Source organism: Brenneria corticis, assembly GCF_003115855.1.
Taxonomy (GTDB): Bacteria; Pseudomonadota; Gammaproteobacteria; order Enterobacterales; family Enterobacteriaceae; genus Brenneria; species Brenneria corticis.
The window spans coordinates 97,680-120,590 of sequence record NZ_KZ819076.1; the positions used below are offsets into that span (position 1 = coordinate 97,680).

Consider the following 22,911-nt stretch of genomic DNA (forward strand, 5'->3'; position numbering starts at 1 on the left):
CGGGTTATTGCGGATTCTGCCGCAGCCAGCGATCCAGGCGGATGATGGCCAGCACGTAAATCGGGAATACCGACAGCAGCGACGGCAGGTGCAGAGACTCGTCGGCGCCGTGCGGGTAACCGTGCCCGTCCGGCAGAAAGTCCGGAATTCGCTTCTCGGTTCGGGCATAGCCGGGTCCGAAGGTGATGCCGCGCGGCAGCACTTTCGAATGGGTGGCGCCGCCCATCGCGTAGGGGGCTTCATCGCCGGCGCGGATCGCCTGATAGCTTTGCTGCAGGATCTGTACGCGCGGATCGTCCTCTTCGATGTAAAAAGGCGGCGCGTCTTTCCACGTCAGCAGTCGGATCCCATGCGGCAGCAGATTGCGTTCCAGCGCGGCGAGCAGGCTTTCCGCGTTTTGCGTCACCGGATAGCGAATATCCAGCGAGACCTGCAGGGCGCGCTCGTGCGGATGAGGGCGCCAAATCCCGGCGTTAAACGTCAGCTTGCCGGACGGCCCATCTTCAAAGGCGATGCCGATCTTTTCACCGTAAGGCGATGCCAGCGCCTGTTCAAAAAACGCCGCCGCCTGCCGGTCGAGATCTTTCAGCAGGCGCGCCTCCAGCAGAGCGGAAAACAGCACCCGCGCGGCGCTGAGCGTGCCTTCGGGGAAGGCGGCGTGGCCGGCGATGCCCTGCGCCTCCACCCACAGCCCGTCGTCTTTGGGCGTAGTCCGGATGCGGCCCTGCGCCAGCCCGGCAAGCTGCGACAGCCGTTCGCCGGCCGTCTTTTGATCGACGCCGGTCAGAAGCAGGCCGGCGCGTTCCGGCACGCTGTTGCCGGCGATCCCGGCGGAAAAATTCGCCAGTTGCTCGCCCACCGGGACGTTCAGCGTCAGGGTAAGCTGCCCTTTCTGGGCGTAATTGACCGGAAAACGTCCGTCGGTCACGATGGAGATCGCCGGAACCGGCGCGTTCTGCGCATACCAGCTCAGATCTTCCATGCCGGTCTCTTCCGCCAGACCGTAGATAACGCGCAGATTGTGCGACAGCGGGATCCCCAGATCGCGGATCAGGCGCAGCAGATAGAGATCCACCACGGCGGGGCCTTTGTTATCCGCCACGCCGCGGCCGATCAGAAACTCGCCTTTGCGAGTGACGTCAAACGGCGGATAGACCCAGTTTTCCCCCTCCGGCACCACGTCCAGATGGCTGGCCAGCCCGATCTCCTGCGGGTGGTCGCCGTAAATAATCGAACCGGCGTATCCCTGATGGGTTTCGGTATGAAATCCCAGTTCGCGGGCGCGGTTAAGCGCCAGATCCAGCACCTGGGCGCAGGTCGGCCCGAAAGGCGCGCCGTCGGCGGCCTGATCCGCCCGGCTGATGCTGGGAATGCGCACCCAGGCGGTCAAATCGTCGAGCAGTTCCTGCCGATGTTGCGCCACCCACTCATCGATGCGGGACAGCCACTGCTGCTCTTGTTGATTCAGGGATGTAGACATATCGCCTCCGTTATTCCGGTTATGTAACGACTAGGCTGGCGGCGAGGATGGATCGAACGCCTGCTTCAGCGCGTCGCCGATAAAATTGATGGACAGCACCATAACAAATACCATTACCCCCGGCGGCAGCCACAGCCACCAGGCGTTGCCCAGCACCCGCATGCTTTGCGCCGCCGACAGCATATTGCCCCAGCTTGCCGTCGGCTGTTTCACCCCCAGCCCGAGAAAGCTGAGCGCCGCTTCGGCCAGAATGCCGGTGGCGATGGCCAGCGTGGCGTAGACAATCACCGGCCCCAGCGCGTTAGGCAGCAAATGGCGGAAAATAATGCGCCCGTGCCCGACCGCCATGACCCGGGCGGCGTCCACATACTCCTGGCGGGATAAAGAGAGAAACTCGGCGCGCACCAGACGGGCGATGCCGGTCCAGTTCAGTACGCCGATAATCACCACCACGTTCCAGGTGCTGGCGCCGAGGATCCCCGCCAGCGTGATGGCGATGGCGTAAAAGGGAAAGCACATGACGATGTCGGTAAAGCGCATAATGGCGGCGTCGATCCCTTTGCCGAAGTAGCCGGCGATCCCGCCCAGCGTCACGCCGATGGTGAGCTGCAACAGCGTGGCGCTGAACGCCACCAGCACCGACACCTGTCCGCCGTAGATCAGACGGGTAAACAGATCGCGTCCCAGTTCGTCGGTGCCCAGCCAATGGCGGGCGGAGGGCGGCGATTCGATCTGCGCCAGATCGATATGATTGGGATCCAGCGGGCTGACCAGTGGAACGACGATCACCAGCAGCACGATCAGACTCAGCACCACCAGCCCGATCACTCCGGGACGATGCCGGCGGAAGCGCCGCCACATCACATTGCCCGCGGGCTGCGCCGCGCCGGCCAGCGGAGGAAAAACGTTGCTCATGATACGTACCTCACTCGCGGATCGACCAGCGCGTAAAGCATATCGGCCAGCAGGTTGGCCAGCAGCGTCAGCAACGCCAGCAGCATAATGATGCCCATCAGCAGGTTGTAGTCGCGGTTCAACACCGCTTCATAGTTGAGGCGGCCGATCCCCGGCCAGGAAAACACGGTTTCGGTCATCAGCGCGCCGGAAAACAGCACCGGAATTTCCAGCGACAGAATGGTGATCATCGGCTTGGCGGCGTTTTTCAGCGCGTGTTGCCAAATGATGCGGCGCCGCGACAGTCCTTTGGCGTACAGGGTGCGGATAAAGTCCTGATCGATAATCCCCAGCATGCTGCTGCGCAGGTATTTGATAAACACGGCGCTGTTCATCAGCCCGAGCACCAGCGCCGGCAGCGCCAGATGACGCAGCACGTCCAGCGCGTAATCGATCCCCTGCAGGGAGTGGCCGAGGGTGACTTTGCCGGAAACCGGCAGCCAGCGCAGATCGACCGCGAAGATTTTGATCAACACCAGCCCGAAAAAGAACGACGGGATGGAGAAAAATACAAAGCTCAGGGAGACGGCGAGGGTGTCCAGCGGCGAATTGCGGTGCAGGGCGGCAAGTATGCCCACCGGCACCGCCACCAGCAGCGAGATGGTCAGCGCCGCCCCGGCCAGCAGCAGGGTATTGCCGAGCCGGCCGGCGATCACCTCGCTCACCTGGGCGCGGTAGTGCAGCGAGAAGCCGAAATCCCCTTGCACGATGCGCGCTAACCATTTGAGGTATTTAAGATAAAGGGGATCGTAATAGCCGACTTTCTGCAACAGCGCCTCTTTTACCGCCGGCGGGGCGCTGGGGTCGATCATCAACGCATAGGGATCGCCGGGTTGCAGATTGATCAGCAGAAAAACCAGCAGCGAGATCCCCAGGGCAATCGGCAGCACCAGCAGCAGGCGGCGGGCGAAATAAGCGAGCAACATCAGGCTACGGCGCTTCTTGTCGACGCCGGTACAGGGCCGGAACGGTTTGGCGTCATGGGGCGACAGTCCACTGATTCACCCGGCTAAAGGCCTCATACGCGTAGGGCTGGTACTGGCTAATCCGCGGATTGACCGCATAGCCGACGCTGGGAATATAGAGCCAGGTGAGAATGGCCAGTTCGTTCTGGCGCTGAGCCCATTGGTGCAATAACTGATTGCGCGCGCCGCTTTCCACCGTGCGATTGGCTTCATCCCCCAGTTGGGTAAGCCGCTCGTCGCTGAAGCGCTCCCACCAGTAATCATTGCGGTACTGCCCCGGCCGGAACATGCCGCCCATCAGCAGCAGCTGATAGGGCGTCTGCGGGTTTTGCAAAATGGCCAGGGTGGAGTTGAAGTCCCCGACGATGATATTGACGTCGATGCCGATTCGTTTCAGATCCTGCTGAATAATCGCCGCCGACTGCTCGCGCGTGCGGTTGCCGGTGGGCACGTGCAGCGTCAGGGCCAGGCGCTTGCCGTCTTTGACGCGGATGCCGTCGCCGCCCGCGACCCAGCCCGCCTGTTCGAGCAGCGCGGAGGCCTTTTCCACCGAGTAGGGATACTCGTTAAGCTGCGGCGGGTAGGCGGGATCCTGCGGGTGGATCTTGGCGTTAAATAGCTGACCGTTGCCGAACAGCAGATGATCGATAATGCCCTGGCGGTTGATGCCGTAAATCAGCGCCTGCCGCACGCGGGTATCGGCCAGGATGGGATCCTGATGATTAACCGAGATGTACTGGCCGCTGGTGCCGTTCTGCACAATCAGGTTGATGCCCGCGTCCTGGTAGAGTTTTAAATCCGTCGGGTTAAACGAGGAAAGCTCGACGATATCCAGCTCGCCGTTAATCAGTTCCGACTGGGCGGTGTCGCGATTGCTGACCTTGAAGATCAGCCGTTCGGTCTTGGGCGCGCCCTTGAAATAGTCGTCGTTGCGCACCAGCTCAACGTATTGATCCGGCACGAAACGCGTCACTTTATACGGCCCGGTTCCCACCGGATTGTTCAGCAGGGCTGTGGCGCTGCTCCATTCGGCGATCGGGGTCTTTTCCCAGATATGCTTCGCCAGCACCGGGCGGTCGGCAAAATAGGAGAGCGCCGAGGCATAGGGCGTGGTAAAGGTGAAGCTCACCGTGCGATCGTCAATGACCTTGATGCCGCTGACGGCGTCGGCGTTGCCTTCATGGTACGCTTTGAATCCCTCGAGCTGGGTGGCGAATTCCGGCGTATCCGCCGGCCAGTGCGCATCGGCGGTGGACTGATAGGTAAACGCCACGTCCCGGGCGGTGAAGGGTTGACCGTCATGCCACTTCACGCCGTCACGAAGATGAAACGTCAGGGTTCTGCCGTCCGGCGAATATTCATAGCGTGAGGCCAGCGACGGCGTGAATTCCTGCTGCGGGCTGAATTCCACCAGCCGGTCGAAAGAGACGAAAATGACCGCGCGATCGTAATCGCCGAAGTAAAGTTCAGGATGAAAATTCCCGCTGGGCGAAGACCACAGTGCGTAGCGAATGGTGGAGGGTGAAGCGCCGCCGGCGGTATCGGCGCTATCGCAGCCGGCAAGCAGAAATAAGGAAAACGCGACGACGGCCAGCTTTTTTATTGCGCGGAACGGGCTGGTGGAAAGTACAGCGGAAGCGGGCATGTTAATTTCATCCTGAATCAAGAAATGGTAGTCTGGTACGTCAGGTTTTCTCCGCGCCTTGCCTGTTGCGCGGCTGTCGTCGAAACCGTTCAGGTAAATATAAAGTAAAGAAAATGATGGGGTTAGCTCAATTCCAGATTACGTTATGAAAAATAAACATACCCTTCGTTTGACGGCGTCGGCAGGTAAGCGGTTTTATTTTTTTCAGGTTAATCAGCGACGCCGGGAGCGGAGAGGCAGCGATGCAGTTTCATATTATTTTGGTTGAACCCGCGCGGGCTGAAAATGTGGGCGCCGCCGCCAGGGCGATGAAAACCATGGGATTCGGCGGGCTGCGGATCGTCGGCGGCAATATTCATCAGGATCCGGCGGCGCGGCGCGTCGCCCATGGTTCCGGCGATATTCTGGATGCGGCGACCACCTTCCCTACGCTGGCCCATGCGTTGACGGATATTGATTTTACCGTTGCGGCCACGGCGCGCAGCCGCGCCAGATTCCGTTATTACTGCACCCCCGCCGAACTGCTGGGGGTGATGCGGGAAAAACAGCACTGGGTGGGAACGGCGGCGCTGGTTTTCGGGCGGGAAGATTCCGGTCTGACCAATGAAGAGCTCGAACTGGCGGACATTTTAACCGGCGTGCCGATGAAGGCGGATTATCCCTCCCTCAACCTCGGTCAGGCGGTGATGGTGTACTGCTACCAGCTGGCGGAACTGATGCAGGTGAAACCCGACGCCGCCGTCGCGCCGCAGGAGGGACAACTGTCGGCGCTACGTCAACGGTTGGAGCGGCTGTTAATCAATCTGGCGGTGGAGGACGATGAAAAGCTGCGCGACTGGATCCATCAGCGGTTGGGGCGGTTGGAGCGGCGGGACACGGCAATGCTGCATATGTTGCTGCATGACATCGAGAAAACCATATCGAAATAAAAAGTTTATCAATGATTCTTTTGCAGTTAAATGTATTAGCTTTTCTATTTTTGTGAATAATTATCTTTGCAGATAACCTTTTCGTAGAGTATTCAACGTTTGTCGCTGGCCGTCCGCCGCGATGAAAAAAAAGAAATCCGTTGACTTCAAGGGGCGATTGCCCTAACTAATAGGGTCATCGGATTTAAATTTACCAAGACAAGATTTTATCATGCGCCATATCAGCCCGATCACCACGATTATTACCATCACCATTACAACCAGTAACGGTGCGGGCTGACGCATACAGAAGAATCGAAAAAAGCCCGCACCGAATAGTGCGGGCTTTTTTTATGGCGGACTTTTTGTGTCCGCCGCACCTTAAGCCGCGGTAAGCGGCGTTCAAAAACGCTCCCGGCGTTTTTGTCGATGGAAATTCAGGAGAAAAGATAAAAATGCGAGTGTTGAAATTTGGCGGGACTTCGGTGGCGAACGCGGAGCGATTTATACGCGTGGCCGACATTATCGAGAACAATGCGCGCCAGGGACAGGTTGCCACCGTCCTGTCGGCGCCGGCGAAAATTACCAACCATCTGGTTGCGATGATTGATAAAACCGTCGCCGGACAGGATATTCTGCCTCATCTTAACGACGCCGAAACCATCTTCTCTTCCCTGCTGCAAGGTCTGGCGCAGTCTCAGCCGGGATTTGACGCTACCCGCCTGAAAGCGCTGGTGGATCAGGAATTTGCGCAGTTAAAACAGGTGCTGCACGGTATCTCCCTGCTGGGGCAGTGCCCCGACAGCGTGAACGCGTCCATTATCTGCCGCGGCGAAAAGCTCTCCATCGCCGTTATGGAAGCGGTGTTTCAGGCGCGCGGCTACGGGGTTTCCGTGATCAACCCGGTGGAAAAACTGCTGGCGCAGGGGCACTACCTTGAATCCACCGTCGATATCGCCGAATCCACCCGCCGCATCGCGGAAAGCGCCATCCCGAAAGAGCACGTGATCCTGATGGCCGGTTTCACCGCCGGTAATGAAAAAGGGGAGCTGGTGGTGCTGGGCCGCAACGGTTCCGATTACTCCGCCGCGGTGCTGGCCGCCTGCCTGCGCGCCGACTGTTGCGAGATCTGGACGGACGTCGACGGCGTTTATACCTGCGATCCGCGCCAGGTGCCGGACGCCAGATTGCTGAAGTCGATGTCCTATCAGGAGGCGATGGAGCTATCCTACTTCGGCGCCAAAGTCCTCCACCCCAGAACCATCGCCCCCATCGCCCAGTTCCAGATTCCCTGCCTTATCAAAAACACCGAAAATCCACAGGCTCCCGGCACGCTGATCGGCCTGGACAGCACCGATACCCAATATCCGGTCAAAGGCATCACCAACCTGAACAATATGGCGATGTTCAATATTTCCGGGCCGGGCATGAAAGGGATGATCGGCATGGCGGCCCGCGTATTCGCGGCCATGTCGCGGGCGGGCATCTCGGTGGTGCTGATTACCCAGTCCTCTTCGGAATACAGCATCAGCTTCTGCGTGCCGCAGAGCGAACTGGCCCGCACCAGAAAGACGCTGGAAGATGAATTTTATCTGGAATTGAAAGAGGGCGTGCTGGATCCGCTGGACGTGATGCAGCGTCTGGCCATCATTTCGGTGGTGGGCGACGGCATGCGCACGCTGCGCGGTTTGTCCGCCCGTTTATTCTCCGCGCTGGCCAGCGCCAACATCAATATCGTCGCCATCGCCCAGGGCTCGTCCGAGCGCTCCATCTCCGTGGTGGTCAACAACGACGTGGCGACCACCGGCGTGCGCGTCGCGCACCAGATGCTGTTTAATACCGATCAGGTGATCGACGTGTTCGTCATCGGCGTCGGCGGGGTCGGCGGCGCGCTGCTGGAGCAGATCCATCGCCAGCAGCCGTGGCTGAAGCAGAAGCATATCGACCTGCGGGTGGTCGGCATCGCCAATTCCAAAGCGCTGTTGACCAACGTCAACGGTATTGCGATGGACAGCTGGCGCGATGAGCTGGCGAAAGCCCGCGAGCCCTTTAATCTGGGGCGGCTGATCCGTCTGGTAAAAGAGTATCATCTGCTCAATCCGGTGATCGTGGACTGTACTTCCAGTCAGGCGGTGGCCGATCAATACGCCGATTTCCTGGCCGACGGCTTCCACGTGGTGACGCCGAACAAGAAAGCCAATACCGGGTCGATGAACTACTACCAGCAATTGCGCAGCGCGGCGGCGAAATCGCGCCGCCGCTTCCTGTATGACACCAACGTGGGCGCCGGCCTGCCGGTTATCGAGAACCTGCAAAATCTGTTGAACGCCGGCGATGAGCTGATCCGCTTCACCGGCATCCTGTCCGGTTCGCTGTCGTTTATTTTCGGCAAGCTGGATGAGGGGCTGTCGCTGTCCGAAGCCACGCGCCAGGCGAAAGAAAAGGGCTACACCGAGCCCGATCCGCGCGACGATCTGTCCGGTATGGACGTGGCGCGCAAGCTGCTGATCCTGGCGCGCGAAGCGGGTTATAAACTGGAGCTGGACGACATCGCGGTGGAATCCGCGCTGCCGGCCGGTTTTGACGCCTCCGGCGACGTGGCGAGCTTTATGAGCCGTTTGCCGTCGGTGGACGGCGAGTTCGCCAACCGCGTCGCCCAGGCGCGCGATGAAGGTAAAGTGCTGCGCTATGTCGGCGTGATCGAAGAGGGGAACTGTAAGGTTCAGATTAGCGCGGTAGGCGGCAACGATCCGCTGTTTAAAGTTAAAGACGGCGAAAATGCGCTGGCCTTCTACAGCCGTTACTATCAGCCGTTGCCATTGGTATTAAGGGGTTATGGCGCGGGGAATGATGTTACCGCAGCCGGCGTATTCGCCGACTTGCTGCGAACCCTGTCATGGAAGTTGGGAGCTTGATTATGGTTAAGGTGTATGCGCCAGCGTCGATTGGCAACGTCAGCGTCGGGTTTGATGTGCTGGGGGCCGCCGTTTCGCCGCTGGACGGCTCGCTGCTGGGGGACTGCGTCTCCGCCGTCGCGGCGGATCGATTCAGCCTGCGCTGCGAAGGGCGATTTGTCGCCAAGCTGCCGGACGATCCGCGGCAAAATATCGTCTATCAGTGCTGGGAGCGTTTCTGTCAGGAAATCGGTAAAACCATCCCGGTGGCGATGACGCTGGAAAAGAATATGCCGATCGGCTCCGGCCTGGGCTCCAGCGCCTGTTCGGTGGTGGCGGGCCTGATGGCGATGAATGAATTCTGCGGCAAGCCGCTGGACGATACCCGCCTGCTGACGCTGATGGGTGAACTGGAAGGGCGTATTTCCGGCAGCGTGCATTATGATAATGTAGCGCCCTGTTTTCTCGGCGGCATTCAACTGATGCTGGGGGAAGAGGGCATTATCAGCCAGCCGGTGCCGGCGTTTGACGACTGGCTGTGGGTGATGGCCTATCCGGGCATCAAGGTGTCGACCGCCGAAGCGCGGGCGATTCTGCCGGCGCAATATCGCCGCCAGGACTGCATCAGCCACGGCCGTTATCTGGCGGGCTTTATTCACGCCTGCCATACCGGGCAAGCCTCGCTGGCGGCTAAACTGATGAAAGACGTGATAGCAGAACCTTATCGGACCAAACTGCTGCCCGGCTTTGCCGAGGCGCGCAAGGCCGCACAGGATATCGGGGCGCTGGCCTGCGGTATTTCCGGTTCAGGTCCGACATTGTTTTCCGTGTGCGATGAAATGGGCAGCGCGCAGCGGCTGGCCGACTGGCTGCGGGATAACTATTTGCAGAACGATGAAGGTTTTGTTCATATTTGCCGTCTGGATACGACAGGCGCGCGACAACTGGGATAATGCATGAAACTCTACAATCTTAAAGATCATAACGAGCAGGTCAGCTTTGCGCAGGCTATTCAACGAGGGCTGGGAAGTCAGCAGGGGCTGTTTTTTCCTTTGGAACTGCCCGAATTCGAGCGCACTCAGATTGATGAACTGCTGGCGATGGATTTCGTTACCCGCAGCAGCCGCATTTTATCCGCCTATATCGGCGATGAAATGGCCGATGAAACGGTCTATCAGCGCGTCAAGGCGGCATTTGCCTTCCCGGCGCCCGTCGTCGCCGTAACGGAAGATATCGCTGCACTGGAGCTGTTCCACGGCCCGACGCTGGCGTTCAAGGATTTCGGCGGGCGTTTTATGGCGCAGATGCTGACGGAAGTGGCGGGCGACAATAAAATCACCATTCTTACCGCCACCTCGGGGGATACCGGCGCGGCGGTGGCGCACGCGTTTTACGGTCTGGAAAACATCCGGGTGGTGATCCTCTACCCGCAGGGGAAAATCAGCCCGTTGCAGGAAAAACTGTTCTGCACGCTGGGCGGCAATATTCACACCATCGCCGTCGACAGCGATTTTGATGCCTGTCAGGCGCTGGTCAAGCAGGCCTTTGATGATGAAGAGCTGAAAAAGGCCATCGGTCTGAATTCGGCCAACTCGATTAATATCAGCCGGCTGTTGGCGCAAATCTGTTACTACTTTGAAGCGGTGGCGCAACTGCCGCAGGAAGCGCGCAATCAGCTGGTGGTTTCGGTGCCGAGCGGCAACTTCGGCGATCTGACGGCCGGCCTGCTGGCCAAATCCCTCGGCCTGCCGATTAAACGCTTTATCGCCGCCACCAACGCCAACGACACCGTGCCGCGTTTCCTGAGCAACGGCGCCTGGCAACCGAACAAGACCGTCGCCACCCTGTCCAACGCCATGGACGTGAGCCAGCCGAACAACTGGCCGCGGGTGGAAGAGCTGTTCCGCCGTAAAGACTGGCAGTTGAAAACGCTGGGCTTTGGCGCGGTAAGCGACGACACCACCAAAGAGACCCTGCATGAGCTTGAAGCGCTGGGCTATACCTCCGAGCCGCACGCGGCCATTGCCTATCGTTTACTGCGCGATCAGCTTCAGCCCGGTGAGTTCGGGCTGTTTCTGGGAACGGCGCATCCGGCGAAATTCAAGGAAAGCGTGGAAGCCATTCTGGGCAAAACGCTGGAACTGCCTGACGCGCTGGCGAAACGCGCCGACCTGGATGTGCTGTCGCACCATTTCCCGGCTGATTTCGCGCAGCTGCGTCAGTTCCTGATAACCTTGCCGGAGTAAGCAAACTTTTCTCTTCGCGCCGGCGCTGAGAGTTTTCCAGAAATTGCCGCATGCAACGACGGAGAATCTTTCGGGCGCCGGAAGCGCGTCCTTGATTTCCTCCCTCCGCAGGCCCGGAGCCGCGGTATTGCCAAACCGCGACAGCGGTAGCCGGCGCTATTGCTGCTGCCTGGACAGGTCCCAAATATTGGGCAACTGGGTGTTGGAATAGCCCGAAATAAAGGTTTTTTCCCGACCGTCGGCGTCATACACCGCGCGCCGCACCGCGCCAATATTGGCGCCGTAGACATGGATGCTGATGGAAACCGCGTCATCCAGCACGTTGCTCACCCGATGGATGTCGCCGATATTGGGCGACACCGCCTCCACCTCGCCAGGTCGCAGCAGCGCCGGCGGCCCCTCTTCCATCAGGCGCCCATCGCGACGCACAAACGACTGCGAACGCTCCGCCCCGCGCAGCAGGCCAATCAGCCCCCAGACCTGATGGTCGTGCACCGGCGTGAATTGTCCGGGCCCCCAGACGAAACTCACCACCGAAAACCGCTGGCGGGAATCCACATGCAGCAGATACTGCTGATAGTGATCAGGGTGAGGTTGGGCGAAAGCCTCATCCAGCCAGTCATCGTGGCGTACCAACTCCGCCAGCAGCGGGCGACCCTGGCGCAGCAGGCTCTCTTCATCGTCAGCCGACTCCACAACCGCCGCCAGTTTGCCGATAAAGTCGCGTAGCCGATCCTGTCTTAACGTTGCGCTCATATTCTCTCCTTCACTCTGGTTTGCAAAACCCGCGCGCGAAAGCGCGGGGGATTCGGCCGGCGGGCGCGCCGCGCCGGTCTAAGCGGCGTGCGGCGCCGGCAGGCCCAGTCCGGCGGCCACCGCCCCGGCGAAGCTGGCCGCCGCGTCGCGTAGCTGGTGCGGCAGGGCGGTATGCACCAGCCACAGGCGGTTTTGCGGGGCGAAGTCCGCCAGGGGCAAAATGCGCAGCCGATCGGCCCACAGACCGTTTTCCACCTGAAAGCGCGGCAGTAGCCCTAACCCGCCGCCGCTGGCGATAAGCGACTGCTGCAGGTTGGAGCCGATCACCTCCATGGTGATGCGCAGCGGCAGCCCTTGTTCCGCCAGCGCGCGTCGCAGCGCGGCGCGAAAACCGCACCCCTCAGGATTAAGCACCCAGCCGTGGGGATAGCACTCCGCCAACGTCCGCGGCGGGGGCGCTTTGTCGCGCGGCGCCACTACCGCCAGCGGCACAGGGCCGAGATCGCTGCTATGCAGCCCGTCGGGAAAGACGTTGCCGGCGGGAAACATCAGCACCGCGGCATCCAGCTCTCCCTGCCGCAGGCTCTCCAGCAAAGGCAGCCCCCAATGGCTGACGATCTGCGGCCGGATATCGCGGTACTCGCCGGATAGCGTCGCCAATGCCGGCATTACCCCCCGCTCCGCCAGGCTGTGCGGCAACCCCAGGCGCAGCGCGCCGCTCGGGCCCTCTTTGCGGGATATCAATTGGCGCAGGGCGTCGATCTCGTGCCGAATGCGCCGGCACTGCCGGTAGACGCTCAGACCGAGCGGCGTGGGTTTGAGCGGCTTGGTTTGCCTGTCCAGCAGCTGTACGCCCAGCGCCAGCTCCAGATTTTGTACGCGGCGCGTGACCGCCGGCTGGGTTAGCCCCAGCTGAGTCGCGGTAGCCTGGGTGGATTTCAACTGCACCAGCGTTACAAAGGCGTCGATATCATCTATTTTCATAATAAACGGGCGCTATATTTTTCGGGCCGCAAAAATAGCCCGAGATTATTTGGATAGGATATTGGCTTATTCATTGACGGAAATATTGGCCCGCTGAATGATATCTTTACTGATGGAATAGGTGGCTCTAATTAATTCGCTGGTTTGCTCCGGCGTTTTTATTTCCGGCGATACGCCGATGCCGGTTAATTCCGCCTGGGTTTTCTCATCGCTTAGCGCCTCACTGAAGGCCCGGCGCAATTTTTCCACCACCGGCTGCGGCGTGCCCGCGGGCGCGACGGCGATAAATGAGCCGGAGAAGTTCCACTGCGGATAGCTGGCGGTAATGGACGGAACGCCGGGCAAATCCGGCGCGCTGTCGGCGCCGAAATAGGCCAGGCCGCGTAGTTTCCCGGCTTTGACAAAGCCGTTGGCCAGCGGATCGGAAACCAGGTCGATATGCCCGGCCACCGCGTCGGCCAGCGAGGGGGCGCTGCCCTTATAGGGAATATGCAGAATATCGACGCCGCTCAGCATCTTGAAATATTCCATGGAAATATTGCCCGGCGTACCGTTTCCCGAGGTGCCGTAAGTTAATTTGCCGGGATTTTTCTTCGCATAATCAATGAGCTCTGCGATGGAATTAATCGGCAGCGATGGATTGACCGCGATGACGGAACGCGAGCCGCCAATATGGGCCAGCGGCGTGAAGTCCTTGAACGGATCAAACTGCGCCGGCAGCAGCTGCGGCGCGATGGCCAGATTGCCGATGGAGGCATTCAGCAGGGTGTAACCGTCCGGGCGCGCATGCGCCACTTTGGCCGCGCCCAGCGTGCCGCCCGCGCCGGGGCGGTTCTCTATCACTACCGGTTGACCCAGCCGCTGTTCCAGCGCGCGCGCGACGATGCGCGCTGAATTGTCATTGGTGCCGCCCGGCGTGTAAGGGACGACATAAGTGATGGGGCGCGTCGGATACGCTTCCTGCGCCTGTGCCGGCGTCCCCGCCACGATCGCCATGACGGCAGCGACGCGTATAAATGCATATTTCATTATCTATTTTCCCTCTTTATTTATCCCGGCCGTGAATATGTGGAATTTATCTTTAGAAATTAAAAATGCGTACTTAGAATATGGGCGTAATTATAAAATTACATGATATAAATAACCGGTATTATGCAAACTATCTATATATTTTTTTGCTGACTAAAGTTGATTCATCGCTAAGGCGATATCGCCGTTCGGGCTGATATAACAAAACAGGCAATGAAAAGCAGACAATGATATGAACGCAAATAAACGGGAAATATATTTCGGGTTGTTTATTCGGGCGACCGGCCGCCGCCCGGGGGCAGAGTATGTCACGGCGCATTAATCAGCCCGACGCGCTCAGCGGCCTGCTGTATCTGCTGCTGGGCGGCGCGTTCGCGATCGTCGCCTGGCGGCATTACCCGTTGGGCAGCGCGGCGCGCATGGGGCCGGGCTTTCTGCCGTTCTGGCTCGGTGCCTTGCTGATGCTGATCGGCATCTGGGTGCTGGCGCAGGGAATACGTTCCCGTCTCGCCGAACGTCTGCCTCCCACGAATTGGCGCGCCCTGGGGCTGGTCGCCGGGTCCATCGCGGCGTTTGCGCTGGCCTTGCCCTGGTGCGGCCTGCTGTTCGCCATCGTGCTGATGGTGCTGGTCGCCACCCTGGCGGCGCCGAATGCCCCGCTGTTCCGGGCGGCGGTGCTGGGGGGCTCGCTGGCCTTGTTCAGCGCGCTGGTGTTCGTCAAGGGGTTGGGCCTGCCGCTGCCCCTATGGCCGTTTTTCACAGGATAGGATCATGGAGCTACTAGAACATCTGCAGTTGGGGTTCGCCACCGCTCTCAGCCTGGAAAATCTGCTGTTCGCCCTGCTGGGCTGCCTGCTGGGCACGCTGATCGGGGTACTGCCCGGCATCGGGCCGGTAGCCACGATAGCCATGCTTTTGCCGATCACCTACGGCATGTCCCCGACGGCGGCGCTAATCATGCTCTCCAGCATCTATTATGGCGCGCAGTATGGCGGTTCGACCACCGCCATACTGGTCAATCTGCCCGGCGAGTCCTCCTCCGTCATCACCACCCTGGATGGGCATCAAATGGCGCTTCAGGGCAGGGCCGGCGTGGCGCTGGCCGCCGCCGGCATCGGCTCTTTCTTCGCCGGCAGCGTGGCGACGCTGCTTATCGCCCTGTTCGCCCAGCCGCTTACCGCCATCGCGCTCAATTTCGGTCCCGCCGATTATTTTTCCCTGATGGTGTTTGGCCTGGTCGGTTCGGTGGTGATCGCTTCCGGCGCGCTGAGTAAAACCTTCGGCATGATCATTCTGGGGCTGCTGCTGGGCACCGTGGGAACCGACGTGAATTCCGGCATGGCGCGCTACGCTTTCGGCCAGCTCAGCCTGCTGGACGGGCTGGATTTCGTCTGCATCGCCATGGGCATTTTCGGCATCGCGGAAATCGTACGCAACCTGGAGCAGGGGGCGGCGCGGGCCGATGGCACCGCGCCGATCCACACCCTCTGGCCGGCGCGCCAGGACTGGCGCCGGATGTGGCCCGCCATCCTGCGCGGCACCGGCCTGGGCAGCCTGCTGGGAGTATTGCCGGGCGCCGGAGCCACTCTGGCCGCCTTCTCCTCTTATAGCCTGGAGAAAAAATGTACCGCGCGGCCGCAGGAGTTCGGCCGGGGGGCGATTGAAGGCGTGGCGGGCCCCGAATCGGCGAATAACGCCGCCGCGCAGACCTCGTTTATCCCGCTGCTGACCCTGGGGATCCCGTCCAGCGCCACGATGGCGATGATGGTCGCGGCGATGATGATCCACAATATCCAGCCCGGACCGCAGGTGATGAGCACCAACCCGGCGCTATTTTGGGGTCTTATTGTCTCAATGTGGCTGGGTAATCTGATCCTGGTGTTGCTCAATTTGCCGCTGGTCGGCCTTTGGGCCCGGCTACTGCGCATTCCCTATACCTTGCTGTATCCGATGATCCTGGTGTTTTGCTGCATCGGCGTGTATTCGGTGAAAAACGCCGCGGCGGATCTCTGGCAGATGCTGGCCTTTGGGCTATTCGGCTATCTGCTCGGCAAACTGCGGCTGGAGCCGGCGCCGTTGCTGCTGGGCTTCGTACTGGGGCCGCTGCTGGAGGAGAATTTGCGCCGGGCGCTGCTGCTGTCGCGCGGCGATTTCAGCGTCTTCGTTACCCGCCCGCTGTCCGCGGGCCTACTGTTGGCCGCGCTGCTGCTGGTGCTGCTTATCTTTTTACCCCGGCTGAATCGCTCCCGGCAGGAAGTTTTTCAGGAATAAATCCCCGATGCCACGGCCGATGTCGCGCCGCGGCCCGGATTGCCGCGTAGCGGGATACGCGATTAGCGCGGCGCCGGCGATAAAACCGCGGGCCGGGTAACACGGAACAGGAAAATTTTTCACGGGAGATAATTGCTTTATGGGTGCCTATGTTATTGATAGTGAACTGTTCGGCGACCAATTCGGTACGGCGGAAATGCGCGATATTTTCAGCGATCGCGCCACGGTACAGCGCTGGCTCGACGTAGAGGCCGCTCTGGCCGACGTTCAGGCGGAGCTCGGTATTATCCCGACCGCCGCCGCCGTCGAGATCCGCCGCCAGGCGCGCGCCGAGCTTATCGATCTGGCGGCGCTCAAAGCCGATATGGATCGTATGGCGCATCCCATTGTGCCGCTGCTTAAGGCCATGAAACAGCTCTGCGCCGGAGGCAGCGGCGAGTACATTCACTGGGGAGCCACCACGCAGGACATCATGGATACGGGAACGGTGCTGCAAATCCGCGACGCATTGACATGGGTGGAGAAAAGTTTGGCGGAGCTGATAGCGCATACGCTGGCGCTGGCGGTTAAATATCGTGATTTGACGATGGTGGGACGCAGCCACGGCCAGCAGGCGCTTCCCATTACCTTTGGCTTTAAAGCCGCGGGCTGGACGCAGGAGCTGCGGCGTGGGCAACAGCGGTTGCAAGAGATCAAGCCGCGGGTATTGGTCGGCCAGTTTGGCGGGGCGGTGGGTACGCTGGCGTCCCTTGGCGATAAAGGCATCGCGGTGCAGCAGGGGCTTTTTCGGGCGCTCGGCCTGAATGACGCCGGCATCAGCTGGCACGTGAGCCGGGATAGCATCGCGGAATTGGCGGCTCAGCTGGCTATGGTCTCCCAGTCGGCCGCCCGCATTGCCCATGAAATATATAACCTGCAAAAAAGTGAAATCGCGGAATTGGAAGAGCCGTTTAATGAAGGCAAAGTGGGCAGCAGCACCATGCCGCACAAACGTAATCCTCCCGCCTGTGAAACCGTGGTGGCGCTGGCGCGTATCGTGCGCAGTACGGTGCCGTTGGCGCTTGAGGCAATGGTTGCCGATCACGAGCGCGACAAAATCGCCTTGCAGACCGAGCGGGAGTTTGTCAGCCGGGTGTTCAGTCTGACGCACGCGGCGCTGAAAAAAACCGCCGCCATCACCGCTCGTTTGAGCGTGCGTGAAAGCAATATGGAACGAAACCTCCATCTGCAAAAAGGGCTGCTGCTGTCCGAAGCGGTGATGATGCGCCTGGGAGAAAAAATCGGCCGCCAGGAAGCCCATGACATTCTTTATCATATCTGCATGGCCGTATTTGAACGGGGCGGGTCGTTACAGGACGCGCTTCAGCAAGACGCAAGGGTGACTCAACGGCTGGAGACTGAGGAGTTGGCGGAATTGCTTGCTCCCCATCGCTATACCGGGCTTGCCGGTTATTTCGTCGATCGCATCGCCGGTATCGAGCCAGGGCGTTAAAGGCCGGCGCCGTGAAAATGGAACGCCATATTGGCTTGGAAATATTGTTACGCGTTTTTTAAATGCGCTGTAAAAGTATTATACGGATTATTAACAAAAAACGGATTTATTATAATTTTATCGGCGGGTTAATGTTTTTATGGATTATATGGAAAAGCGTTAACCGTTTTTTATAGGATAAATCTTAATCAGACCATTGACAAAGTAAGCATCTGTAATGCCGACCTAAAATCCGTCATCCCTGCGAAAGCAGGAATCTTTCTTATATCAATGCATTAGCTGAAAGCAGATCCCCGCCTTCGCGAGGATGACGATGAAGGTGGAGGGGTGTCAGCAACCTCAATATTATTAATTCGGGGAAAGTAATTAATCTTCCCGAAATATAGGCTGGTATATCCATTGTTGTTATAAATATATTTGATATGTTTTGTTGTGATGATAGAGGGGAACCCCTACTATGATTACGTGTAGTTGAATAACTTATTCTTGTCCCTGTTGATAGCCTCTGCTCTGTTATTTAGGATAATTAATTTATGAATGAAAGTCGTGTTAATGACAGTCCTCTTGATTATCTTAATTTAGGGGACGGAGATCCTGATGAATACATGTCGAGATTAAATAATTACAGATTTAATAAATTAAAAAAGCAGATTGAGTATGTATGGTCTAATAAGGATTATTACCATCAACGATTTTTAGCGGCGGGAGTCAGCCATCCCCGCGATATCGCATCTTTAGACGATTTTCGCCGGCTGCCTATATTTCTCGACAAGAATAGGCACAGAGAGTCCCAGGAGATGTCATTGATAAAATATGGCCACCCGCTGGGACTGCATCTGACCGTGGCGCCTGAAAAAGCGATACATCTTGCGGCGACCTCGGGAACCACGGGAACCCCGACCTTTTACGTATTCAGCAGAAAAGATCTGACGATTACGTACCGAGTCATGGCCAGGTTGTTTCGCCTGGCCGGCATACGCCCGGGCGATACGACGTTTCATGCCTTTGGGTTATCGCTGTGGCTGGCGGGTATCACCTACGTTCAGGCCCTGGAAGCCTACGGCGCGCGCCCGGTAAGCGTGGGAGCCGAGGGCGGCGTTCCCAAGATTTTGCGCTTTATGGAACTGACCCGGCCACGGGTGCTGTTCGCGACGCCGTCGATGGTAACCCAGTTGATCGAAAGGTCCGTCGAAGAAATAGGGAAACCGGTTGGGGCCCTGGGTATAGAAATCATTTATTGCAGCGGAGAACCGGGCGCAAGCCAGGAATCTTTCAGGAAACGGGTCCGCGAGCACTATGGCGCCCAGGTGTTCGATGCCACCGGCGCCGCATGGCATAACGGAACCATCACCTGTCATTCGGCCTTGTCATATGGAATGCATTACATGGCCGAGGATTATTGCTTCAGATACGATCTGGTCGATCCGGAAACGAAGTTGCCTATCGAACTTAAAGACGGCGCCGTTGGCGAAGCGATTCATACCGGATTGGAATATGAGGCGGCTCCCGCTTTCCGCTATGCGACCGGAGACGTCGTGCGGATTCACGTCGGCGAATGTCCCGGCTGCGGACATTTCGGCGTACGCATGGAAATCATCGGTCGTACCGATGACATGCTGGCCGTAAAAGGCGTGAAGGTCTATCCCGCGGCGATTCAAAAAGTGGTGAGAATGTTTCAGCCCGAGCTATCGGGGGAGTTGAGAATCAGGCTGGATGCTCCTCCCCCCAAGGTCAATCCGCCGTTGAAGATCGTGGTGGAAGCGGGAGCGGAAACCAGTCAGCTCGAGTGGGATCAGCTGGCGCGGAATCTGCAACAGAAAATTCGCGAGATATTAAATTTCAGACCTCATGTGGAAGTTGTCGCTTACGGTTCGTTTCCGCGCTCGGGCGCTAAAACAAAACTTGTTGAGATAATCGAGAATTGAATTAAAGGGACGAAAAAATGGCTGACGTAACTTATGTTTCAAAAAACAGAATTGCCACCATCACGATAAGTAATCCGGGAAAATATAATATCTTCACGCATGAAATAGTCGATAAACTGAATTCCGCCTGGATCAGGTTCAATAATAGCGAAGACCGGGTCGCGGTGCTAACCGGCGAGGGCGATGAAGCCTTTACCGCCGGCGCTAATTTAAAGGATATTCCCCATGACCTGTGGCGCGCGATCCCGGGCATCGGCGTTGAGGTGAACAAGCCGGTCATCGCGGCTATATCCGGGCTGGTCGTCGGCGGCGGCTTGGTGTTGGTGCAAATGGCGGACCTGGCGATAGCCGCCGAGCACAGCGTTTTTTCGTACCCGGAGGCAAAAATCGGTTTCACCGGCGGACTGATCGCCTCGCTGGCCGCGCGGATACCGCATAAGGTGGCGATGGAATTGCTGCTGCTGGGTGAGCAGATTTCCGCGCGCAGGGCATATGAGATTGGTTTGATTAATAAGGTCACGCCGCGAGGCGAGCACCTTGAGACGGCCTATTTATACGCTGAAAAAATTGCCAATAACTCATCCGTGGTGATTAAAACCCTGAAGGAATATGTCGGAAAAACACTGCCCAAAGGTCCTTCCGAAATATCCGCCATCTATCGCGCCAAAATCGACAGCGTCACCAACTCCGCCGATTTTCAGGAAGGGATCGCGGCGTTTATCGAAAAGAGGGCGCCCAGGTTTCAGTGATAAGGCCATATTTTGGGTTATTTTTTTTCTTATTTTTATGGGGTTATTTATGGCATACGGTCTCTTGATTAATAATATCGACGGTAAATATAGCGCTGAATATGCATTGATTGATGATTATCTTAACGATGAACACGATGTGGTTGTTGACGTCGAGTGGTCGACTATCAACTACAAGGATGCGTTGGCCATCACCGGCAAGGCTCCCATTATCCGCAAATTCCCGCTGGTGCCGGGAATTGATTTTGCGGGTACGGTGGAATCAAGCCGTCATCCGCAATGGCGACCGGGTGATAAAGTGGTGCTGAATGGTTTTGGCGTGGGGGAGAAATACTCCGGAGGACTGGCTGAAAAAGCCTTCGTCAAGGGCGATTATTTAATAAGACTGCCGCAAAAATTTACCGCGCGCCAGGCGATGGGCATCGGAACGGCGGGATATACGGCGATATTAAGCCTGTTGGCGCTGGAAAAACACGGTATTAAGCCGGGCGACGGCAAGATTCTGGTGACGGGCGCCAGCGGCGGCGTCGGCAGTATCGCCGTTGCCCTGTTATCGTCATTGGGCTATGAGGTGATAGCGTCCACGGGAAACGTGAATAATCACCCATTGCTGCGCAAATTGGGCGCCGCCGAGATTATCTCCAGAGACGAACTGTCCGCCCGGCATAAACCGTTAAATAAAGAACGATGGGCGGGGGCGATTGATACCGTGGGAGGATTAACCTTAAGCAACGTTTGCGCGTCCACGTCTTATGGCGGCGCCGTCGCCGCCTGCGGACTGGCGGGGGGGAATGATTTTCCCGCCACCGTGCTGCCTTTTATTCTGCGGGGAATAACGCTGTATGGCATTGACAGCGTACAGGCGCCGCTTGCGGTGCGGGAAAACGCCTGGGCAAGGCTGGCGTCGGATCTTGATACCGATAAGCTCGAATTGATCGTCAGCGAAATATCATTACGGGAGGTAATCGATAAGGCGAGCGGTTTCTTCGATCATAAATTCGGCGGCAGAGTCGTGGTTAATATCCGGCCGGATAATTAATGTTATAGAGATTTTTATCAAAGGAGAAAACAATGAAACAGAAAATCGCCATAGCATTATCTCTGCTGCTGATGATATTTAATAGTTATGCCGAAGAGGTGAAGACGGTGCTTGTCGGAACGCAGGGTGAAAATCCCGGGCTGAGCTATATCGATGAAAAGGGTAAGGTTACCGGGTTTGAAGTTGAAGTGCTGAATGAGATAGACAAAAGGATCCCGGACGTAAAATTCGAATATAAGACCATGGATTTCGCCTCTCTTTTTGTTTCATTGGCCGGCCGAAAGGTGCAAATCATCAACAGCAATATCTGGCGCTCGCCCGAAAGGGAAAAACAGTTTCTCTATACCCATGAGGTTTTTTATGAAACCCCGTTCAAGCTGGTCGTGCCGGAGAATAATACGGATATACAGGGCGTCGACGATTTGAATGGAAAAAAAGTCGCCGTGTTGGGCACCGGGGTACAGGCGAAAATCCTGGAGGGTATTATCAATAAAAAGGTATTGGACGTCGCCGTGTTTCCTTCCAAATCCAATACCGAAATGGTTGGGCTATTGAATGCCAAACGCGTCGATGCCCTGTTTTTGCCGGAACATCAGGTAAGTTTATTCAATAAATACAGAAATCAGCGTTTGAAGACGGTAGGGGAGGGATTCCTGCCTGAAAATGTCCGACCCGGCGATCCCGGCGCGCATCTGCTGCTGCAAAAATCGGATACTGAATTGCGGGATAAGCTGGATAAGGCGATTATCGAAATCAAGAGCGACGGTACGTTGGAAAAATTGAGTTATGAATGGTTTGGCGCTGATTTTACCAAGCCGCTCAAGTTTTAACGCTAAATTTCATTTATTTTCCACAGGCCCTATATCGAATGGTGTTTTATGGATCCCTGGTTTGACTCCAATCTTGTCTGGCGGGCATTACCCATCGTAGCGGAATATTTGCCGGTGACGCTGACTATTTTTTTCTATAGTTCACTGATCGGTCTGCTGTTCGGTTTATGCCTGGCCATTTTTAGAGTTTATAATATATGCGTACTGAATATCCTGTCCGTTATGCTCGTATCCTACGCCAGAGGCACGCCCGTATTGGTCCAGCTGATCCTGCTGTATTACCTGCTGCCGATATTTCTTATCAGCCTGGGCATAGATATTAACGCCGTTCCCGCACTCTATTTTGTGATTGCGGCGAACGGGCTATATCTGTCGGCGAATTTTTGTGAGGTTTTTCGCTCCGCGCTGGGTAATGTGGAGCGCGGGCAAATAGAGGCCGCCTATTCGATTGGCATGAAAAACCGTCAGGTCTTTTGCAGAGTAATGATGCCGCAGGCGGTTATGCTGGCTATCCCCGATATGAGCAATATATTTCTGGTGGCGTTAAAAAGCACGGCGTTGGCGTTTACCGTCGGCGTTATGGACGTCATGGGGCGGGGCATAACCCTTAGCGCCCAGACCATGCGCTCCTTCGAAGTATTTTTATCCATATCCATTATCTACTTTATTCTCTGTACCGGGATGGAGCGTATTTTCAAGCTCGTTGAAAGAAAATGTTCATTTCATCGGTTAAAGTAACTTATC

At 57.5% G+C, this 22,911-nt stretch carries 20 protein-coding genes and 1 other annotated feature; of the genes, 13 read left to right on the plus strand and 7 right to left on the minus strand.

All coding sequences use genetic code 11. From position 1 onward, the window contains the following. Positions 1 to 4: 4 nt before the first annotated feature. Genes DDT56_RS08520 through DDT56_RS08535 form a run of 4 tightly spaced genes read right to left on the minus strand, consistent with a single transcriptional unit; the run spans position 5 to position 5,044 of the window. Positions 5 to 1,480 carry a Sapep family Mn(2+)-dependent dipeptidase gene (locus tag DDT56_RS08520; RefSeq protein WP_136166028.1) on the minus strand — a complete coding sequence of 492 codons (1,476 nt, stop codon included), beginning with the start codon at positions 1,478 to 1,480 and terminating at the stop codon, positions 5 to 7. A 30-nt stretch (positions 1,481 to 1,510) separates the two neighbouring features. Then, complete coding sequence (gene opp4C, locus DDT56_RS08525) at positions 1,511 to 2,395, minus strand: oligopeptide ABC transporter permease (protein ID WP_136166029.1); 885 nt, start codon at positions 2,393 to 2,395, stop codon at positions 1,511 to 1,513. Continuing rightward, entirely contained in the window at positions 2,392 to 3,360 is a 969-nt protein-coding gene (locus tag DDT56_RS08530) for an ABC transporter permease (protein WP_136166030.1), read from the minus strand. The genes opp4C and DDT56_RS08530 overlap by 4 nt, the downstream gene beginning before the upstream one ends. Positions 3,361 to 3,412: 52 nt before the next feature. Continuing rightward, positions 3,413 to 5,044 carry an ABC transporter substrate-binding protein gene (locus DDT56_RS08535; RefSeq protein WP_136166031.1) on the minus strand — a complete coding sequence of 544 codons (1,632 nt, stop codon included), beginning with the start codon at positions 5,042 to 5,044 and terminating at the stop codon, positions 3,413 to 3,415. Positions 5,045 to 5,286: 242 nt separating this feature from the next. Here DDT56_RS08535 and DDT56_RS08540 point away from each other — a divergent pair, with 242 nt between their 5' ends. From DDT56_RS08540 to thrC, 5 genes are all read left to right on the plus strand, one after another. Continuing rightward, positions 5,287 to 5,973 (plus strand): tRNA/rRNA methyltransferase, encoded by a 687-nt coding sequence (locus tag DDT56_RS08540; protein ID WP_136166032.1) that lies wholly within the window; start codon positions 5,287 to 5,289, stop codon positions 5,971 to 5,973. Positions 5,974 to 6,184: 211 nt separating this feature from the next. Next, positions 6,185 to 6,253 (plus strand): thr operon leader peptide, encoded by a 69-nt coding sequence (thrL, locus tag DDT56_RS25195; protein WP_071778505.1) that lies wholly within the window; start codon positions 6,185 to 6,187, stop codon positions 6,251 to 6,253. Continuing rightward, positions 6,192 to 6,307, plus strand: a sequence feature (Thr leader region). It overlaps the preceding gene by 62 nt. Before the next feature lie 100 nt (positions 6,308 to 6,407). Then, positions 6,408 to 8,867 (plus strand): bifunctional aspartate kinase/homoserine dehydrogenase I, encoded by a 2,460-nt coding sequence (gene thrA / locus DDT56_RS08550; RefSeq protein WP_136166033.1) that lies wholly within the window; start codon positions 6,408 to 6,410, stop codon positions 8,865 to 8,867. A 2-nt stretch (positions 8,868 to 8,869) separates the two neighbouring features. After that, positions 8,870 to 9,799: a homoserine kinase gene (gene thrB, locus DDT56_RS08555; RefSeq protein WP_136166034.1), complete on the plus strand. Its 930-nt coding sequence runs from the start codon at positions 8,870 to 8,872 to the stop codon at positions 9,797 to 9,799. A 3-nt stretch (positions 9,800 to 9,802) separates the two neighbouring features. After that, positions 9,803 to 11,092, plus strand: a complete 1,290-nt coding sequence (gene thrC / locus DDT56_RS08560; RefSeq protein ID WP_136166035.1) for a threonine synthase — start codon at positions 9,803 to 9,805, stop codon at positions 11,090 to 11,092. A gap of 156 nt (positions 11,093 to 11,248) precedes the next feature. Here the strand turns inward: thrC and DDT56_RS08565 are convergent, their stop codons facing one another. The 3 genes from DDT56_RS08565 to DDT56_RS08575 all read right to left on the minus strand — a co-directional run bounded on the left by DDT56_RS08565 (position 11,249) and on the right by DDT56_RS08575 (position 13,861). After that, positions 11,249 to 11,848 carry a cysteine dioxygenase family protein gene (locus tag DDT56_RS08565; protein ID WP_136166036.1) on the minus strand — a complete coding sequence of 200 codons (600 nt, stop codon included), beginning with the start codon at positions 11,846 to 11,848 and terminating at the stop codon, positions 11,249 to 11,251. A 78-nt stretch (positions 11,849 to 11,926) separates the two neighbouring features. Next, positions 11,927 to 12,832: a LysR family transcriptional regulator gene (locus DDT56_RS08570; protein ID WP_136166037.1), complete on the minus strand. Its 906-nt coding sequence runs from the start codon at positions 12,830 to 12,832 to the stop codon at positions 11,927 to 11,929. 66 nt (positions 12,833 to 12,898) lie between these two features. Then, positions 12,899 to 13,861, minus strand: a complete 963-nt coding sequence (locus DDT56_RS08575) for a Bug family tripartite tricarboxylate transporter substrate binding protein (RefSeq protein ID WP_136166038.1) — start codon at positions 13,859 to 13,861, stop codon at positions 12,899 to 12,901. A 305-nt stretch (positions 13,862 to 14,166) separates the two neighbouring features. Here DDT56_RS08575 and DDT56_RS08580 point away from each other — a divergent pair, with 305 nt between their 5' ends. The 8 genes from DDT56_RS08580 to DDT56_RS08615 all read left to right on the plus strand — a co-directional run bounded on the left by DDT56_RS08580 (position 14,167) and on the right by DDT56_RS08615 (position 22,905). After that, positions 14,167 to 14,628, plus strand: coding sequence for a tripartite tricarboxylate transporter TctB family protein (locus DDT56_RS08580; protein WP_136166039.1), 462 nt, complete (start codon positions 14,167 to 14,169; stop codon positions 14,626 to 14,628). A gap of 4 nt (positions 14,629 to 14,632) precedes the next feature. Next, complete coding sequence (locus tag DDT56_RS08585; protein ID WP_136166040.1) at positions 14,633 to 16,132, plus strand: tripartite tricarboxylate transporter permease; 1,500 nt, start codon at positions 14,633 to 14,635, stop codon at positions 16,130 to 16,132. Between the two features lie 139 nt (positions 16,133 to 16,271). After that, positions 16,272 to 17,624, plus strand: coding sequence for an adenylosuccinate lyase (gene purB, locus DDT56_RS08590; RefSeq protein ID WP_136166041.1), 1,353 nt, complete (start codon positions 16,272 to 16,274; stop codon positions 17,622 to 17,624). Between the two features lie 533 nt (positions 17,625 to 18,157). Continuing rightward, positions 18,158 to 19,549, plus strand: coding sequence for a phenylacetate--CoA ligase family protein (locus DDT56_RS08595; protein WP_136166042.1), 1,392 nt, complete (start codon positions 18,158 to 18,160; stop codon positions 19,547 to 19,549). 17 nt (positions 19,550 to 19,566) lie between these two features. Beyond that, positions 19,567 to 20,298, plus strand: a complete 732-nt coding sequence (locus tag DDT56_RS08600; RefSeq protein WP_136166043.1) for an enoyl-CoA hydratase/isomerase family protein — start codon at positions 19,567 to 19,569, stop codon at positions 20,296 to 20,298. A gap of 49 nt (positions 20,299 to 20,347) precedes the next feature. Next, positions 20,348 to 21,337, plus strand: coding sequence for an acrylyl-CoA reductase (NADPH) (gene acuI, locus DDT56_RS08605; RefSeq protein WP_136166044.1), 990 nt, complete (start codon positions 20,348 to 20,350; stop codon positions 21,335 to 21,337). Between the two features lie 32 nt (positions 21,338 to 21,369). Further along, positions 21,370 to 22,167 carry a transporter substrate-binding domain-containing protein gene (locus DDT56_RS08610; RefSeq protein WP_136166045.1) on the plus strand — a complete coding sequence of 266 codons (798 nt, stop codon included), beginning with the start codon at positions 21,370 to 21,372 and terminating at the stop codon, positions 22,165 to 22,167. Positions 22,168 to 22,215: 48 nt separating this feature from the next. Then, a complete protein-coding gene (locus tag DDT56_RS08615; RefSeq protein ID WP_136166046.1) occupies positions 22,216 to 22,905 on the plus strand; it encodes an amino acid ABC transporter permease in 690 nt (229 codons plus the stop codon). The last annotated feature ends 6 nt before the right edge of the window (positions 22,906 to 22,911 follow it).